The sequence below is a fragment of the Sphingobium xenophagum genome, assembly GCF_031457465.1.
Lineage (GTDB): Bacteria > Pseudomonadota > Alphaproteobacteria > Sphingomonadales > Sphingomonadaceae > Sphingobium > Sphingobium xenophagum_A.
Genome location: NZ_JAVDWV010000003.1, coordinates 223,721 through 238,528 on the forward strand (window position 1 = coordinate 223,721; position 14,808 = coordinate 238,528).

At 63.4% G+C, this 14,808-nt stretch carries 15 protein-coding genes; 5 read left to right on the forward strand and 10 right to left on the reverse strand.

All coding sequences use genetic code 11. From position 1 onward, the window contains the following. Positions 1-10: 10 nt before the first annotated feature. Complete coding sequence (locus tag J2W40_RS04235) at positions 11-826, forward strand: alpha/beta fold hydrolase (RefSeq protein ID WP_310222140.1); 816 nt, start codon at positions 11-13, stop codon at positions 824-826. Further along, on the forward strand, positions 823-1,569 hold the full coding sequence (locus J2W40_RS04240) for an SDR family NAD(P)-dependent oxidoreductase (protein ID WP_310222141.1): 747 nt from the start codon (positions 823-825) through the stop codon (positions 1,567-1,569). Before J2W40_RS04235 ends, J2W40_RS04240 begins: the two co-directional genes overlap by 4 nt. Positions 1,570-1,575: 6 nt before the next feature. Here the strand turns inward: J2W40_RS04240 and J2W40_RS04245 are convergent, their stop codons facing one another. The 10 genes from J2W40_RS04245 to J2W40_RS04290 form a co-directional block, all read right to left on the reverse strand. Then, a complete protein-coding gene (locus J2W40_RS04245; RefSeq protein WP_310222142.1) occupies positions 1,576-1,887 on the reverse strand; it encodes a zinc-binding dehydrogenase in 312 nt (103 codons plus the stop codon). Next, the gene (locus J2W40_RS04250) at positions 1,887-3,347 is read right to left on the reverse strand and encodes a pyruvate carboxylase (RefSeq protein ID WP_310222143.1); all 1,461 of its coding nucleotides are present in this window, start codon (positions 3,345-3,347) and stop codon (positions 1,887-1,889) included. The genes J2W40_RS04245 and J2W40_RS04250 overlap by 1 nt, the downstream gene beginning before the upstream one ends. Before the next feature lie 57 nt (positions 3,348-3,404). Further along, positions 3,405-3,893, reverse strand: a complete 489-nt coding sequence (locus tag J2W40_RS04255; RefSeq protein WP_310222144.1) for an acetyl-CoA carboxylase biotin carboxyl carrier protein — start codon at positions 3,891-3,893, stop codon at positions 3,405-3,407. Positions 3,894-3,926: 33 nt separating this feature from the next. Next, entirely contained in the window at positions 3,927-5,051 is a 1,125-nt protein-coding gene (locus J2W40_RS04260) for an acyl-CoA dehydrogenase family protein (protein WP_310222145.1), read from the reverse strand. 12 nt (positions 5,052-5,063) lie between these two features. Continuing rightward, positions 5,064-6,254, reverse strand: a complete 1,191-nt coding sequence (locus J2W40_RS04265) for an acyl-CoA dehydrogenase (protein ID WP_310222146.1) — start codon at positions 6,252-6,254, stop codon at positions 5,064-5,066. A 4-nt stretch (positions 6,255-6,258) separates the two neighbouring features. Then, a complete protein-coding gene (locus J2W40_RS04270) occupies positions 6,259-7,056 on the reverse strand; it encodes an enoyl-CoA hydratase/isomerase family protein (protein ID WP_310222147.1) in 798 nt (265 codons plus the stop codon). Positions 7,057-7,065: 9 nt separating this feature from the next. Further along, a complete protein-coding gene (locus J2W40_RS04275; protein ID WP_310222148.1) occupies positions 7,066-7,833 on the reverse strand; it encodes an N-acyl homoserine lactonase family protein in 768 nt (255 codons plus the stop codon). 62 nt (positions 7,834-7,895) lie between these two features. Continuing rightward, positions 7,896-8,822, reverse strand: coding sequence for an OB-fold nucleic acid binding domain-containing protein (locus tag J2W40_RS04280; RefSeq protein ID WP_310222149.1), 927 nt, complete (start codon positions 8,820-8,822; stop codon positions 7,896-7,898). 11 nt (positions 8,823-8,833) lie between these two features. Then, complete coding sequence (locus J2W40_RS04285) at positions 8,834-9,985, reverse strand: thiolase C-terminal domain-containing protein (RefSeq protein ID WP_310222150.1); 1,152 nt, start codon at positions 9,983-9,985, stop codon at positions 8,834-8,836. 2 nt (positions 9,986-9,987) lie between these two features. Further along, entirely contained in the window at positions 9,988-11,106 is a 1,119-nt protein-coding gene (locus tag J2W40_RS04290) for a thiolase C-terminal domain-containing protein (protein WP_310222151.1), read from the reverse strand. Positions 11,107-11,347: 241 nt separating this feature from the next. Between J2W40_RS04290 and J2W40_RS04295 the strand changes: the two genes are divergently transcribed. From J2W40_RS04295 to J2W40_RS04305, 3 genes are read left to right on the forward strand one after another with little or no spacing between them, the layout of a single operon-like run. Beyond that, on the forward strand, positions 11,348-12,412 hold the full coding sequence (locus J2W40_RS04295; protein WP_310222152.1) for an amidohydrolase family protein: 1,065 nt from the start codon (positions 11,348-11,350) through the stop codon (positions 12,410-12,412). Beyond that, positions 12,405-13,931 (forward strand): class I adenylate-forming enzyme family protein, encoded by a 1,527-nt coding sequence (locus tag J2W40_RS04300; protein ID WP_310222153.1) that lies wholly within the window; start codon positions 12,405-12,407, stop codon positions 13,929-13,931. The genes J2W40_RS04295 and J2W40_RS04300 overlap by 8 nt, the downstream gene beginning before the upstream one ends. Before the next feature lie 3 nt (positions 13,932-13,934). Then, positions 13,935-14,807: an alpha/beta fold hydrolase gene (locus tag J2W40_RS04305; RefSeq protein WP_310222154.1), complete on the forward strand. Its 873-nt coding sequence runs from the start codon at positions 13,935-13,937 to the stop codon at positions 14,805-14,807. Position 14,808: the final 1 nt, after the last annotated feature.

The window sequence follows — 14,808 nt, forward strand, 5'->3', positions numbered from 1 at the left end:
AGAAAGCGACATGCAGAAACTATCCCTGCCCACAGGCGCGATCATCGCGTTGGACGATACCGGCGGCGGCGGAACCGCGATCCTGTTCAGCCACGGCTATATGATGAACAGGTCGATGTTCGCGCCGCAGTTCGATCATTTCGCCAGCCGCTGGCGCTGTATAGCCTGGGACGCGCGGGCGCATGGCGACACCATATGGGAAGGCCCGTTCGATTATTGGGATTCGGCGCGCGACATGCTAGCGATGATGGACGCGCTGGGCCTGACCAAAGTGATCCACGTCGGTATGAGCCAAGGGGGCCTTGTCGGCATGCGTGCCGCCCTGCTCGCGCCTGAGCGGTTCCATGGCCTGGTACAGCTTTCGACCCAGGCGGGCGAAGCACCCAAGAGCGATGACGACACATTTCCCCGCCAGATCGCCGACTGGATCGCCAACGGACCCGACCCGGAAAAGCTGGCCTTCCTCGGCAGCTTTATCCTGGGGCCGGGCGTCGATCACAGCTATTGGCATGAAGCCTGGTCACGCATGACTAAAGAGCAGGTGCGCGACGCCACAGGTGCGCTCGCGACGATAGATCCTCTCTTCCACCGTCTGGCAGACGTCACCGTGCCTGTCGCGGTGATCCACGGCCTTGCCGACCTGGCCACCTCGCACGAACTAGGATTGCTGACGGCGCAGGGCGTGCCCGATCCGCGGGTGGTGACGCTGGTGCCGGGCGGGCCACATGCGGTGAACCTCAGCAACCCGCGACGGGTGAACCGGGCGATAGAGGACTTCATCCTCGAACTGGTAAACGAAGATCCAACGATAAGGCAGAGAGCATGATCGGCATTGATCTGACCGACAAGGTCGCCTTGGTGACCGGCGGCGCATCGGGTATCGGCAAGGCCTGCGTGGAGGCCCTGCTCGCTGCCGGAGCCAAGGTCGTGATCGCCGATCTTAACGGCGACGCTGCGCTGGCGCTGGCCGCCACGCTCGGCCCGAACGCAGTTGGCACGAAGGCAGACACGGCGGACGAAATGTCCTGTTTCGCCATGGTGGACTTTGCGAAACAGCAGTTCGGCGCGCTCCACATTGCGGTCAACAATGCCGGCGTAACCAGCACCCACACCCCGATCAGCGAACTCGACTTCGCGGAATGGCGGCGGGTCGCGTCGGTCAATATGGACGGCGTGTTTCTGAGCCTCAAAGCGCAGATTCCAGCAATGTGCGATGCCGGCGGCGGCGCGATCGTCAATATCGGATCGGTCATGTCCGCCGTCGCGGCCGCTGGCGCGGCTGCTTATACCAGCTGTAAGCATGCCATCGTCGGCTTGACCAAGGCGGCCGCGCTAGAGGGTGCGCCGATGGGCATCCGTGTGAATGCGGTAGGACCAGGTTATGTCGAAACGCCGCTGCTCCAGCAGGCGACGCGCGGGAAGATGGGGGAGATTGCGGCCCTACATGCGCTCGGTCGCATCGCGCAGCCAGAGGAGATAGCCGCCGCCGTCTGCTTCCTGGTTTCGCCGCTGGCCAGTTTCATGACCGGCACCTATTATCCCGTCGATGGCGGGTATCTGGCGCGGTGAAAAGCGTCAGTTTGCGATGCGGATGACAACCTTGCCGAAATGCGCGGCCGACTGGAGATAGGCAAAGGCGGCGGCCGCCTCGTCGAAGCCAAAGACGCGGTCGATCAGGCGAGCGTGCCGGGGCCGCTGACCTCGACCACGGTGTCGATGCCGCGCCCACCAGTCAGCCGCCCGACCTCCGCTCCCTATTTGGGCGTGGTTGAGCGATGCCGCCTGCATCGCCACCAGCACCTGGCCTCGCCCCGGCTGCAATGGTGCGACGGTCTCGATCCGCAATCCATCTGCCCCGCCGCCGGGCGTCACGACATAGCGCCGCATCAGCCGTCGCGGCGCAGGCTCAGGTTGAGGCCGGCGGACTTGAGTTCCACCACCGGCATGGTGGCGACTTGCATCAGCTTACGCATCTGTTCCAGTTCGGGCGACGACAGTAATGGATAGTCGCGGCGCACTGGTCCCGCCGCGCGCATCTTGTCAATGTCCGCCTGCGGCACTGTGGCGCGCAGGATCAGTTCATCCTCATCCTGCGTGCCATATTGCTTCATCAGTTCGGCCAGGTCCGGGTCAGGCGGGGGATTGTCCAACACTTCCTTTGCCCGTGCGCTGCCCATGATGCGGTCCAGCACATTGGCGTCGATCGGCGCGACGGTATCGCCATAGAAGCCCGCAGCATATTGCACGACCTCGTCCGGCACCGTGCCATAGCGCTGGCCGGTGACGATGTTGAGGACCGCCTGGATGCCGACCAGTTGGCTGAACGGTGTCGCCATGCCGGGATAGCCCAATTCCCGGCGCACCGTCGCTACCTCCGCCAGCACGTCGCTGATCCGGTCGGTCATATTGTGCATGGCCAGTTGCGCCTTGAACGTGCCCATCATCCCGCCGGGAATCTGATGCTCGATCGAGAAAATGTCATATTCAGCATATTGATCGACCAGGAAGCCCGCCGCCTTGCCGACCGCGCGGAAATGATCGGCAACCGGCTGTAACAGGCTGGTATTCAGATTATGGGTATGCCCCTTCAACTCGATATTGCGCACCATCGTCTCGGTCGCGGGCACGGATGGGCCGTTCGCCATCGGCTTGCTCGCCGTGTGGAGGACGGACACGCCCAGGTCCACCGCGTCAAGATAGGCCTTGGCGGTTTGGCCCAGCAGATTGTTGGCGTGGAATTCGATCGGTTTGCCATTGGCCGCCGCGACGATGCCGGGCATCAGCGTTTGCAGCCGCTCCTTTTCCAGCACCCCGGCCGTATCATAGAGCAGAATGCTGTCGACGTCCGGGCTGGCGGCCAGCACGCGCACCTTTTCCGCATAATATGCGTCGGTGTGGACAGGCGAAAGCGCGAACATGACGGCGGCCGCCACCCAGGCATCGCTTTCCTTGGCAACCTTGGCCAGGCGCAGCATATTGTCGAAGCCGAATAAGACGTCGTAGATCCAGAAGGACCGTACGCCATGCGCGCACAGGCGACGGACCCACAGGTCCATCAGCGCGCGCGGGCTAACGCTGAAGGTGACGTTGGCATTGGCACGCAGTCCTGCCCGCAGCGGCGTATTGGGCATGGAGGCGACCAGCAGGTCCAGACCTTCCCAGTAATTTTCCTGACAATAGCGCGTTAGCACGTCAAGCATGCCGCCGCCGGTCAGGTCGATCGTCTTGAACCCGGTCTTGTCGATCAGCGGTGATACCGGCAGCGCCATGCCCGCACGCATCCGTAGACCCCACAGGCTCTGCTGCCCATCGCGCATCGTTTCGTCGAGAAATTCGATATGAGCCATTTGCTTATACTCTCCCGCAGCCGTCCGGCGCGTCTTTCAGGATGTTTGGGTGCAGACCTAGTCGCACGCGATGTAGAAGAGCGGTTGTCCGCCCTCGACCAGATCGGCGTCGGCCACGGCGACGTGTCGGAGGGTTCCGGCAATTCCCGCCTTGACCGATGTAAAGAGCTTCATCACCTCGATCAGACAAAGTTCGGTGTGCGCCTCAACCCGCTGCCCGACCTCCACAAAGGGCGGGGAGCCGGGCTTGGGCGAACGGTAAAAGGTGCCCAGATTGGGTGCGTTCACCGCAGTCCACGCCGCATCAATCGGGCCAGCGCTTGCGCCCGTAGCGACGGGCTCCGGGGCGACCTTTGACGCAGCGACAGCCGGTGGCACCGCTGCAATCGGCGCGGCTGGCTGCTGCACCCCGTCCAGCGACAGCGTCGCCTTGTCCTTCGACAGCAGCAGGCTGATCGCATCGCTTTCGACCCGCAACTCGGTCCAGCCGCCGGACATGAACAGGTCAGCCAATATCTCGATGTCACGCAGCAATTGTTCGCTCATCCTGTCCATACCATATGATGAAGGGCCTGTTCTTCAAGCCACCTGGGCTTTGCCGCCGGCCGCCTGCGCCGCCAGCGTTTCCGCCATGATCCGTTCATAATGCCAGACATGATTACCAAAGCCATGCTCCAGTACCTTGGCCCGGCGTAAAAAGCGGTGCAGTCCCAGTTCCCAGGTGAATCCCATCCCGCCATGGATCTGCACCGTTTCGTTGCAGACATCGCGCGCGACTTCACCGCAATAAGCCTTGGCCATGGATGCGGCGCGGCTGCGATCGGGGTCATTTTCCGCCGCGGTCCAAAAGGCGTAATAGGCGGCCGAGCGCCCCGCCTCTACAGCCACAGCCATGTCGGCGCAGCGATGCTTGATCGACTGGAACGCGCCGATCGGCTGGCCGAACTGGACCCGCGTCTTGGCATAGTTGACCGACGCATCGAGCATCCTGGCGGCCATGCCCATCGCCATCCCGGCATAGACAATCGCCGCCGCATCCATAAGGCGGGGCACGACGTCGCCCGATCCCGCATGGCCGACCAACGCCCCTTCCATCAGCGCCGCGCCATCCAGTGTCACTTCGCATAGGCCGCTCGACGGATCAATATCGGCGTGGTGCCGGATAGACACGCCCCGCGCATCGCGTGCGACCAAAACGAGCCCAACACCGCCATCGACGCGCGCCAGCACCATCAACAGGTCAGCGATATCCGCATCGGGCACCAATATCTTCGATCCGGTAACGCCATTGCCACCCATCACGGTTTGTACCGCGTCGGGGTCATAGCTTTGCCCATTCTCCAACACCGCGAGTGCGATGCGCAATTCCCCCGTCGCGATACGTGGCAGCAAAGATGCCTGCTGCACTGCCGTGCCTTCGCGAACGATGATGTCGGTCGCGATCAGCGTGGATGCGGCGATCGGCGGCGCAAGCCCTGCACCTAGCGCCTCGATTGCCAGTGCCACATCGACCAGCGCCAGCCCCACGCCACCATGCCCCTCCGGCACCAGCAGGGCGAACAGGCCAAGGTCCGCCAGCGCCTGCCAGACCGCCGAATCGCGCGCCTCGGCGGGGTCAGGGCCGGTCAGCGCGGGGAAGTCGGCCAACAAGGCGGCGACCGTTTCCCCCAGGCTCTTCTGTTCTTCGTTAAAGCCGAAATTCATGGCACCGTCCCCCTAACGCGGCAGGCCGAGCATACGCTCGCCGATGATGTTACGCTGGATTTCCGAAGAGCCGGAATAGATGGTGAAGGCCTTGGACTGGAGGTAGCTCAACTGGAACCGCCCGCCACCCGCGCTCAGCGGATCGGGCGCGGCGATCGGCGCCGTCGGCCCCAATATGTCCATCGCCGCCTCGTACATATTTTGTGCCGCATGGCTCCAGTACAGCTTGATGACGGAAGCATCCGGCCCCCGATCGTCGCCGTTTAGATATTTGCTGAAGGTGCGCACCGCATTCAGCCGCATGATCTCGACTTCCGTGACGGAGCGCGCGAGCTTTTGCCGCACGATCGGATCGTCGATCAGCATGGCGGCGCCCCGCGACGTCGAAGCGACCGTGTCGATCAGCTTGTCCAGTTCCTGGCTAAAGCGGATCTGGCGACCGAGCGCATCTTCCGGCCCCCGCTCATAGGCCAGCGTCGTCATCGCGATCCGCCAGCCGTCATTGATGTCGCCGACGATATTGTCCACCGGCACCTCGACATCGTCGAAGAAGGTCTCGTTGAATTCGCACTCACCCGATATCTGCCGCAACGGGCGGATCGAGATGCCGGGGCTCTTCATGTCGATCAGCAGGAAGCTGAGACCCTTATGCTTGGGCGCGTCCGGGTCCGTGCGCACCAGCGCGAAACACCACTGCGAATATTGCGCGAAACTGGTCCAGATTTTCTGGCCGTTGACGATAAACGTGTCGCCTCGCCGCTCGGCCCGCGTGCGCACCGACGCCAGGTCGGACCCGGCGTTCGGCTCCGAAAAGCCCTGGCACCACACATCTTCTGACGACAGGATGCGGGGCAGAAAATATTGCTTCTGCGCCTCCGTCCCATGGCGCAGGATCGTCGATCCCGCAAGATTGTGGCCGATGATGTTCAGCCCTTCGGGGGCGCCAACCCGCGCCATCTCCTCGGCAAAGATTGCCCGCTCGACCAACGTGGCGCCGCGCCCGCCATATTCGACCGGCCAGTTTATCCCGCTCCAGCCACCCGCATGCAACTTTTTCTCCCAGGCGAGGCGGAACATCGCTCGTTCGTCCTCATCCTCCGGTTCGAACACCGTCTCGCCCCAGCCCTCCGGCAGGGCGTCGGCCAGCCAGGCGCGCAGCTCGGCGCGAAACGTCTCTTCCTGCGGACTGTAGCTGAAGTCCATGATCTTAGCCCCTTGCTGCGGCCGCGGCGAAATCAGGCGCGCGCTTTTCGCGGAATGCCCGAACGCCCTCCTCATATTCCGGGGTCAGATAAGCGACGGTCTGGGCATAGCTTTCATATTCCAGCATCTGGTCGAGGGTGGAATTGCTGGCCTTGTTCAACAGCGTCTTGGTCATGCCGATAGCGGTCGGCGATCCGGCGGTGATCTTTGCGGCGATAGCGCGGGCGCGCTCCAGCAGTTCGTCATGCGGCACGACATGGTTGACGATGCCTAGGTCAGCGGCTTCCTGCGCCGATACCTTGCGCGCGGTGTAGCAAAGCTCCTTGGCCTTGTTGATACCGATCACCCGGCCGAGCAAATAGAGGCCACCCAGGTCAGGAACCAACCCGACGCGGGCGAAGGCCTGAATGAAGCTGGCATTCTCGCTCGCTACGATAAAATCGCAGGCGAGCGCGATGTTGAACCCGGCACCGGCCGCTGCGCCGTTTACCGCCGCGATCACCGGCTTTTCGATGCGGAATAACGGCTCCAATATATCCTTCAAGATCCAGCGATGCCGCGCGCGGCGTTGCAGCGGCGTCATGTCGTCCTTGCGCGCCTTGAGGTCCGCGCCGGCGCAAAAGCCGCGACCTGCGCCGGTCAGGATGATGCAGCCGACGTCGCGGTCGGCCGCAACCTTGCCCAGCGAGTCCTGCAATTCCTGATAAAGTTCGTCGGTCGTCGCGTTCATCGCGTCAGGCCGGTTCAGCGTGATCGTCGCGATCCGGTCGCTGACGTCGTAGAGCAATGTATTATAGGCCATGGGACATCCTCATGCGGAAACGGCCGGATCTGGCGGTTCATGCGCCAGGTCGCCGTCGGTAGAATCAGGGATCGCGAACCATTCGTCGGGAATGTTGCGCGGAATACGGAAATCATGAGCGGGTATGACGATGTCGCTATTGTCCTGCACACGGCGCATCGCTCGCTGCCAGTCACGCTCGCTCTCGCTGCGGATGTTGCCGGTCAGATAGGCGCCGGTCAGCGACCGTTGCGGATGGCTGGTGGCGCGTGCGTCCGCCGGGAACCAATAGCGATAATGATCGCCCAGGTCAGACACGATCGCCGCCCTGCCCTTTACTGTATCGACAATGACGACCTGCATCCCCTCAGTATGACTGGGCACGAAGAGCAGGCGGATGCCGGGAAACAGCTCGTGATCGCCGTCCAGCAGCATCAGTTGCGCCGGCCGCTTGCGCGCCATCAGGTTGTCGAGCGTCGATTTCCAGTAGAAGACCCGCTGCGAAGGCACCGGATCAACCGCTGCCAGCAATTCGGCCCGCTGTACGACAATGCAGGCGTCGGGAAACAGGTCCAGATTGTCGGCATGGTCGAAATGCATATGGGTCAGTACGACATGGCTGATGTCGGTCGGCGTCAGCCCCTCCCCGGCGAGCGCCGCGATCAGCGCCGGATGACCGCCACCTGTGCCCTGTACCCGCAATCGCTTGTGGATGGTCAGGATGTCGGCCATCCCGCTATCCACCAGGATGGTGCGGCCTTCACCCCGGACAAGCCAGCAATGTATCGGATCGCGCATCACCGACCCGCCATGCGGCAGATACAGCTCGCCTAGCCGAAGGGAAGTGATACGATATTGGCTCACCCCTCGATAACCTCGAAGCGTTCGATGTCGGACACCCGGCCCTTGCGCTCACCCTGCGTCCATACGGCACGGACGCGGGTGCCCGGCTTGATCTTCTCCTTGGCCTCCTCCAGGCTGTCGATCTCGATCACATGGATCATGCGGGTGGATGCGCCGTCCAGCACAATCTCCGCATAGACATAGGGCACCTTGCGGGTCTGGCCATAGACTTCCATGTTGATGATGGAACAGCCGCGGATGGTCCCGGTGTCGGCGCACGCCTTCCACGTGCCGGTGCGGCTGTGGGTGACGTCGTCTATCTCGCGCGGCGGCAGCAGCGCGACGTCGCTGCCGGGCGATCGGACGCCCATGAAGCGGCCATTTTCTCGAATCTCATCGAACATGCGGCCGTAATAGGGGCCATAAGCATGTTCATAGTCGAGCTTCATCGCATAGGGGATGACGCCCAGCGGCTCTTCCGTCGCGACCAGCGGCTTGACCGCGCCGACGGGCGCATCCGGCGCGATCCGAAAGCCCTTGATAGCCAGTATTGATTGTTCGACGCTGTCGTCCCATTCCGCCTCAACCCGCTGACCGATCGAAATATCGTCCAGATCGGCCAGGATTCGGTGCGGGAAATCATTGTCGCAGCCGTCCAAGCGGATGAAGCCGATGACCTGGCCATCGACGCGGGTGAAGGCAGTCAGCACTCCGGTCTGGGGCGCTTCGACAAAGGCTTCGGGTTCCTCTCCGCCAGTTGAGGAGAAATCCTGCGCGGGTGCGACGACCTGCCCCGAAGCGAAGCGCGACGCGACGATCCGGCGGTTCTTGACCTCCGCCAGGAAGGTGCCCGCCGCGCGGCCGGGCGTCAGCGTATAGGGCAGGTTGATCTCGCTGTGGAAGGTCGGCAGATCAATCGGATAACTGTCCGGTGCGGAAAACATCGTGTCTCTCCTTATGCGCTCAGAACGGCGCAACCGCGCAGATTGGCCCAACCGCCACCCGATTGGACGAGTGCGGTCTTGGCATCCTTGATCTGGTGGGTTTCATTCTTGCCCATGACCTGCGTCGCCGCCTCGATCAGGCGAATGACGCCGACCGCGCCGATGGGGTTGGCCCCCATGCAGCCGCCCGACGGGTTCACCGGAATGTCGCCATCCAGTTGGGTCGCTCCGGACGCGATCAGGTCGGCCGCCTGTCCCGGCGGGCACAGCCCCAGGCTTTCATAATAATTCAGCTCGAAGCAGCTATAAGGCTCCTGCACTTCCACCACGTCGAACTGGCGGCGCGGATTGGTGATTCCGGCGGCGCGATAGACCTGGCGGCTGGCGATCGCCAGCGGCTCGGACAGCATCAGCGACCGTTCGGGCGCATTGTCCGCTTCGCAGCAATAGGCCATGCCCCTGATCCAGGCCGGACGGCTGGTCGAATGATGCGCCATCTTCTCGGAAGACAACACGATCGCGGCCGCGCCGTCCGAAATAGGCGGTACGTCGAGCAGCTTGATCGGCCAGCACAGCGGCTTGGAGTTGAGGACGTCCTCAACAGAGACTTCCTTCTTCACATGCGCATAGGGGTTGGCAATCGCATTCTTGCGGTTCTTGGCCGCGACCATGGCCGCCGCTTCCTCCGTATGGCCCAGCACATCCATGCGCGCACGCCAGTAAGCGGCGGAAAAGCCCATGATGCCGACCGCGAACTCCCGGCCCCAGAAGGGATCGTACAGCGTGGAGATCGAATATTGCAGTTGCCCTTCGGACAGCTTGTCATAGGCGACGACTAAAGTGCGTTCGGAAAAGCCGCCCGCGACCTGATAATAGCCAGCCAGCGCCCCGGCGAAACCAGCGCCGCCGCCGCTGGTCAGGCGGACCACCGACTTGCCTTGCGCGCCGATCGCATCGACCACCCATTTTTCCGGCTGGTTCACTGCGGCGAACAAGACCGGGCCGGTGGCGACGACGACGGTGTCTATGTCCTCCATGCTCAGCTTGGCGTCCGCGAGCGCGCGGTCCACTGCTTCGCGCACAAGTCCCGCCTGGCTGACATCGGTCCGGCGGCGTGCATGATGGGTCTGTCCGACCCCTACTATTCCAACATGACGGCCCATGATCAAACCTCGAGAGTGAAGACGCAGTTGTTCTGCATGCCGACGCCGCCGGCGCCGTGGACGATGGCGCGGCCGGGAGCGCCGCCGCTGGACGTTTCAGGCTGGCTCAGTTGCCGACTGGCTTCCGCCAGTCGGACGAGGCCGGTCGCCATGATCGGATCGGCCGGCAAAGCACCGCCCGAACGGTTGATCGCGACCTTGCCGTCGCGCGCGGCCGACAGACCCTTGCCCGCCTCCGCCAGACCCAGCGCCTCGATCGCGAGCAATTCGCCGATTACCGACGATCCGCTGATTTCGGCAATGTCCGCATTCGCCGACGTCCAGCCGGCATTGCGGTAAGCCATGGCGGCGGCCGTGGCGGCGGATGACAGTCGGCCGGCTTCACGCGCAGCGACGCTGTGCGTGTCCATCGACGTGCCCATGCCGGTGATGAAGGCCGGATTGCGGCTGACCCGCCGGGCGATGTCTTCCCGCGCGATCAGCACGGCCACGGCGCCGTCGACCGGCCGGGCGAACATCAGTTCGGTTAGCGGGGCGGCTCCTTCCTTCGCGGTCAGAATGGCATCGGCATCGGGCAGCGCGTCGATCGACACCTTGCCGGACGCCGCTGCGGCGGCCCAGCGGTCCGCGACCAGATCGGCCAAGTCGCGGGTCGAAAGACCAGTTTCAGCCAGATAGCGCTGTGCCATGATGCCATTCGCGGCACGCTGACCGAAACCGACGGGCCGCTGATAGAAAGGCTCGACCTGCGCGTTCCAATACAAATCGACATTGGATTCCGACGGCTTGGAGTAGGCGACGATCAGGCCGACCGAAGACGAGCCCGCACGGATCTTGTTCACGCCATAGAGCGCTGCCCAAAGACCGTCTTCCTCAACCCGCGCCTCTTCCTTGTGATGCGCGCCGAGCGCACCGAGGAATCCGCAGTTGGAAATGGACCGGCCGTCGAGCACGTCGCTGCCGGAATCGATGATGAAATCCACATCATCAATCGTCAGGCCTGAACCCTTGAATACTGACGTGACCACCGAAGAGATCAAATCAATATGCTGGGCATTATTCCAGGCAGGTCGAAATTCTGTCTGGGCGGTCGCAACGACCCCCACCTTGCTTAGTGCCATCAGTGCATTCCTCATCCCAGCACCATTCCCATGCTCGAAGCGGTGAACGGCGTTGTAGCCTTGGTTATGCCGCGCTCCAGACCCTAGTCAAGATAATTCGACGATTAGTCGGATTTTTATATCAGGAATGAAAATGGCATATACCCAAGCGGAATTGACGATTATGTGGAAGAAATAAGGAGATTGCTTTTTGCTATTATCCGAAACAATATCGGGCAAAGTCGGAATGGAGAGGCAGGATATGGGTTTGGACGTGACGGGCCGCTATCGCTATCCAGCGCCGAATCCGGCATGGCTGGTCCGCGCCCGCGAAGAAGCCATTGATCCCGACCTGCCGATCATTGATCCGCATCATCACCTATGGGAAGAAGCGGGCAACCCCTATCTGCTCAACGAATTGCTGGCCGATCTGGGCGAAGGCCACCGAATCGACGCGACCGTCTTCGTGCAGGCGCATTATGCCTATCGCGCTGAGGGGCCGGCCCATCTGGCGCCAGTGGGCGAGACCGAAGCGGTCGCCGCCATCGCCGCAGAAGCCGCGCGACGCGGCGCGTCCACCACGGTCGCCGCAGGCATCGTCGCCCATGCCGACCTGATGCTGGGCGATGCGGTGGAGGACGTACTGGCCGCCCATGCGGACGCCGCAGACGGCCGACTGCGCGGCATCCGGCATTCCGTGTCCCGTGACGCGCTTTTTCCCGACGGCATCGTGCTGCGCCCTTCTCCCGCCGGGATGCTCGCCGACCCGGCCTATCGAGCCGGGCTCGCGCGGGTACAGGCGGCAAGTCTTGTCTATGATGCGATGCTTTATCACCGGCAGATCCCGGAACTGACGGCTCTAGCCCAGGCGATGCCCGGCCTGCCCATCATTCTCGACCATATCGGCTGCATCATTGGCGTCGGCCCCTATGAAGGGCAGGCGGAGGAGAATTTCCAGCGCTGGTCGCAGGACATGGCCGACCTTTCCCGCTGCCCCAATGTACGGGTCAAGATCGGCGGCTTCGGCATGATCATCTGCGGCGCACGCTGGCATGAACGTGACACGCCGCCCTCCTCGGTCGAACTGGCCCACGCATGGCGCCCCTATGTCGACCGATGCATCGCCCTGTTCGGCGCGGACCGCTGCATGTTCGAAAGCAATTTCCCGGTCGATAAGGCGATGTATTCCTACGGCACGCTCTGGAATGCCTTCAAGCGGCTGACCGCCGGTGCCAGTGCCACGGAAAAGCACGCCCTGTTCGCCGGCACGGCGACCGCCAGCTATAGTCTGTCCTTGCCCGCCCTGGCCGAGGCGACCCATGGCTAATCGCGCCGCCCGCCTCTTTGACCTCGCCGCCGAATCGCCCGACAGCACGGCGCTGGTCTTCGAAGGCGCGACATACAGCTTCGCCCGGCTGGCGCAGGATGTGCGGGCCATGGCCGGGGGCCTTGCCGCGCTCGGTATCGGCCATGGCGACCATGTCGGGCTGTTGCTGCGCGCATCGCCCGATTTCATCCTGGCCCAGCAGGCACTGTTCGCACTCGGCGCAGTGGTGACGCCCATCAACATTCTCTATCGTGCGGGCGAAATCCGCCACGCCGTCGCCTGCTGCGCGCTCGATCATATCGTCACCACCCGCGACCTCGCCGACACGCTGGACGCAGATACGGGCTGCCCGCTGATCCTGCTAGACACACCAGCGGACGGCGCGAACAGCCGGTCGCTGTCCCGTGCGATGGACCGCGCTGCGCCCCTGCCCGCGCCCGTTCCGCTCCAGCCGGAGGACGTAGCCATGCTCCTCCTTACGAGCGCCACGACGGGCAAGGCAAAAGGCGTGATGCTGTCCGCCGGCAACCTCGCCGCCAATTATGATAGCACGCCGGGTTGGCTAGGGCTGGACGGCGAAAGCGTCATTCTGTGCGCCCTGCCGCTCTACAACACCTTTGGCCTCAACCAGTGCATCAACGCGATGCTGGTAACCGGCTGCACGCTGGTCCTGCACGCGCGCTTCGACGCAGGTACCTGCATTGATGCCATCGCGGCGCACCGCTGCACCTTCCTGCCGGCCGTGCCGACGATGCTGCAGAAAATTCTCGATCACCCCTCCGCCAGCCGCGATTCGCTCGGTTCTTTGCGGACCGTCATGACTGGCGGCGCGCCGGTGCCGTCCGCCCTGCTCCAGCGGCTGCTTACCGTGGCCCCGGACGTCCGGTTGCTCACTGGCTATGGCCTCACCGAAGCCACCGCGCTGGTCACCCTGACCCAGGTCCGGCTTGGCGGTAATGGCGGGGTGGAAAGAGAACGCACCATTGGCCGCGTGCTGGACGGCATGGACCTGGCCATCGTCGACGATAGTGGCGCCCCCTGCCCCACCGGCGTCAATGGCGAAATCGTCGTGCGCGGGCCGAACGTCATGGCGGGCTATTATCGCGCCCCGCTCGACAGCGCTATGGCGCTGCGCGACGGATGGCTGCGGACTGGCGACGTCGGCCATCTGGATGCGGACGGCTATGCCTACATTGTCGATCGAAAGAAGGACGTCATCATCCGCGGCGGCCAGAACATCTACCCCGCTGACATAGAGGAAATCCTCTACCAAGTGCCTGGCGTGGCGGAAGCGGCCGTGATCGCACAAGAGGACGCAACGCTGGGCGAAGTCCCGGTTGCCTTCGTCGCGCTCCAACCCGGCCGCCACCCGACACCCGATCTGATGCTAGCCCATTGCCGCAAACACCTGGCCGCTTACAAGGTGCCCGTCGTGGTCACCGTGCTGGACGAACTTCCTAAGGGGCCGACCGGCAAGATACTTCGCCGGGCGCTGCGGCCTCAGCCGGTCGTCGGCTGACCCATGATCGCACCCCATTCCGCCTTCATAGATATCCTCGGATCACGCCGCCATGTCCTGACATGGGGCGATCCGACGGCGTCCCCGGTCGTGATGGTCCATGGCCTGCTCGACCATGCCCATAATTGGGACTGGATCGCCAGCGCTCTGGCCGACCGACATTATGTCGTCGCCGTCGATCTGCGCGGCCATGGTGACAGCGACTGGACCGGGCGCGGCTCCTACGCTCTTTTCAATCATGTGCTAGACTTGGCCGACTGCGTCCATGCGCTCGGCCTCGGCAGTCTCCATCTCGTCGGCCATTCTATGGGTGGCCACATCGCTTTGCGTTTCGCCGCCACCTTCCCCGAACAGGTCCGATCGCTGTGCAGCATCGAGGGGGTCGAACTGCCGATCATGCGCGATCAGGCCAAGGCGCCCAAATCCTATCCCATCCGCCTGCGCCAGTGGATCGACGGCCAGCGCCGCGACCGGCAGCGCACAGCCCGCATTTACGCCGACGTTGCAGCAGCGGCTGCGCGTATGGCCGAACATAATCCTGGCGTGGACGCAGAAACCATAGCCCACCTCGCCCATCATGGCGTGACCCGGACCACCGATGGTGGCTGGCGCTGGAAATATGACGACGCCTGCCGCAATCGCGCGCCGGAAGATGCCCATGGCGTCGACCTGGACGAGATATTGGCGGCCATCGCCTGCCCCACCCTGCTGGCCTATGGCGGGGATAGCTGGATTCCCGAACCCGCAGCCGACCGGCTCGCCTGCATCGCCAACCACCGCCTGGTCCGCTTTCCCGGTGCCAGTCACTGGCTGCACCATCAATCGCGCGCTGCCTTCCTGGCCGCGCTCACCGATTTCTTCGAAACCATCCGCTGAA